This window comes from Bordetella petrii, assembly GCF_020991325.1.
In the GTDB taxonomy this organism is placed as follows: Bacteria; Pseudomonadota; Gammaproteobacteria; order Burkholderiales; family Burkholderiaceae_B; genus Bordetella_A; species Bordetella_A petrii_E.
Genome location: NZ_JAJMLX010000431.1, coordinates 1 through 2370, shown reverse-complemented (window position 1 = coordinate 2370; position 2370 = coordinate 1). Strand labels below are relative to the sequence as shown.

Annotated in this window: 3 protein-coding genes; all 3 read left to right on the top strand. The window is 68.3% G+C overall.

The genetic code is table 11. The features are described from left to right. Positions 1-455: acetate--CoA ligase family protein (locus LPZ50_RS24135; RefSeq protein ID WP_230665375.1), on the top strand; the 455-nt coding region annotated here is incomplete at its 5' end. Between the two features lie 23 nt (positions 456-478). Further along, positions 479-1447 carry a tripartite tricarboxylate transporter substrate binding protein gene (locus LPZ50_RS24130; RefSeq protein ID WP_230665374.1) on the top strand — a complete coding sequence of 323 codons (969 nt, stop codon included), beginning with the start codon at positions 479-481 and terminating at the stop codon, positions 1445-1447. Next, the coding region (locus LPZ50_RS24125; protein ID WP_230665373.1) for an acyl-CoA dehydrogenase family protein at positions 1444-2370 on the top strand (927 nt) is incomplete at its 3' end. The genes LPZ50_RS24130 and LPZ50_RS24125, both read left to right, overlap by 4 nt.

The window sequence follows — 2370 nt, the reverse complement described above, 5'->3', positions numbered from 1 at the left end:
CGGTACGCCAGGCCTACGCGCGCATTCAGGCCAGCGCGGCCCGCCACGCGCCACGGGCGCGGATCGACGGCGTGCTGGTGCAGCGCATGGAAAGCGGCGTGGCCGAGCTGATCATCGGCGCCACGCGCGATCCGGTGTTCGGCCCGGTGCTTACGGTGGGCCTGGGCGGCGTGCTGACCGAACTGTACGGCGACACCAGCCACCGCGTGCTGCCCGTGGGCTTGGAGGAAGCTGAAGCCATGCTGCGCGAGCTGAGAGTTTTCCCGTTATTGGACGGTTACCGGGGTAAGCCCAAGGCCGATGTGGCCGCGGCCTGCCAGGCGATCGTCGCCGTGGGCGCAGCGCTGCTGGCTACGCCCGAGGCAGCGGAAATTGAAGTGAATCCGCTGCTGGTCAAAGAGGCGGGGCAGGGCGTTGCCGTACTGGACGCGCTGATCCTGCCGCATTCGCAGTAGTCCATCGTTCAGGAGGAGACATCATGTTGAAGAACATACTGGCCGGCATTGCACTGGCCACCGCAACCGCCACCACACCGGCCTGGGCCCAGGCCGGCTACCCTTCGCAGCCGGTGCGCATCGTGGTGCCGTTTTCGCCGGGCGGCGCCACCGACATCATGACGCGCCTGGTGGCCGAACACCTTACCACCGAGCTGGGCCAGCCCGTCATCGTGGAAAACAAGCCGGGCGGCGGCACCATGATCGCGTCCGACTATGTGGCGCGCGCCAAGCCCGACGGCTACACCCTGCTGATGGCAGCCTCGTCGCTGGGCATCGCGCCCAGCACCTATGCCAAGGTCAATTACGACCCCATCAAGGATTTCGCGCCGGTCAGCCAGGTGGCCTCGGTGGTGCATGTGCTGGAAGTGCACCCGTCCCTGCCCGTGAAGACCGTGGGCGAACTGATCGCCTACCTGAAGGCAAACCCAGGCAAGGTCAGCTATGGGTCGGTGGGCGCTGGCAGTTCCACCCACCTGGAGGCCGAACTGTTCAAGCACATGGCCGGCGTCGAGATGGAGCACATCCCCTACAAGGGCAGCTCGCCCGCGCTGACCGACCTGGTGGCCGGCCGCCTGCAGGTCATGTTCGATGCCTGGGCGTCGTCGGGGCCTTTCGTGAAGGACGGCAAGCTGCGCGCGCTGGCCGTCACCACGGCCCAGCCTTCGGCGTCCGTGCCCGACCTGCCCACCGTGGCCGCGTCCGGCCTGCCCGGCTATTCGGCCATGCCCTGGCTGGGGCTGGTGGCGCCGGCCGGCACGCCGCCCGAGGCGATCGACAAGGTTTACCAGGCCGTAGCCAAGACCCTGCAACGCGACGAGGTGAAGCAGAAGTTCGCCGACCTGGGCCTGGACATCATCGGCAGCGATCCCAAGACGTTCGCGGCGTTCATCAGGCAGGACATCGACACCTGGGCCAAGGTGGCGCGCGAATCCAATATCCGCCTGCAATGAATCATCTGGCTGACCATCAGGCGCTGGATGCGCTGGAAAGCGATGAAGCCTTCCGGGCCGGCCTGCGCGACTGGCTGGCCGGGCGCTACGCCCGGTTCGTGCGCGGCTGGCCCGGCGCGGCCGATCCCGCCAGCCTGGATTTCCGCCAGGCCTGGGAAGACGCGCTATGCGAAGGCGGATGGTCGGGCCTGGGCTGGCCGCGCGCGCATGGCGGCCGCGAACTGCCTTTGCAGCGCCAGGCGATTTTCCACGAAGAGCATGCCCGTTGCGGGGCGCCGCTGGGCGTGAACCTGATCGGGCATGGCATCCTGGCGCCCACCCTGCTGCACTTCGGCACGCCGGCGCAGAAAAGCCGTTATCTACCCGGCATTCTGTCGAACCGCGAGGTGTGGTGCCAGGGTTACTCGGAACCCGGTTCCGGTTCCGACCTGGCCTCGGTGCGCACACGCGCCGAGGCGGCCCCCGGCGGGTATCTGCTCAATGGGCACAAGATCTGGACATCGTTCGCCGACCGGGCGCGCTGGTGCTTCGTGCTGGCCCGCACCGATCCCGATGCGCCGCCCCATCGCGGGCTGAGCTTCCTGCTGGTCGACATGCACGACCCCGGCGTGCGTGTCGAGCCCATACGCCAGCTGACCGGCGAGGCGGAATTCTGCGAGGTGTTCTTCCAGGATGTGCGGGTGCCGGCCGACTGCCTGCTGGGCGCCGAGAACCAGGGATGGAAGATCGCCATGGCCGCCGCCAGCTTCGAGCGCGGCACGTACTTTATTCCGCGCCTGGTCCGTTTCGCCCAGGAACTGGAGCAGGTGCACGCGCTGGCCTCGCGCACCGGCGCGGCCGACGATGCATCGCTGCGCCACCGCTGGGCCCGCCTGGCGGCCGACAGCCATGTGCTGATGCTGAAATCGCGGCGCGCCCTGCAG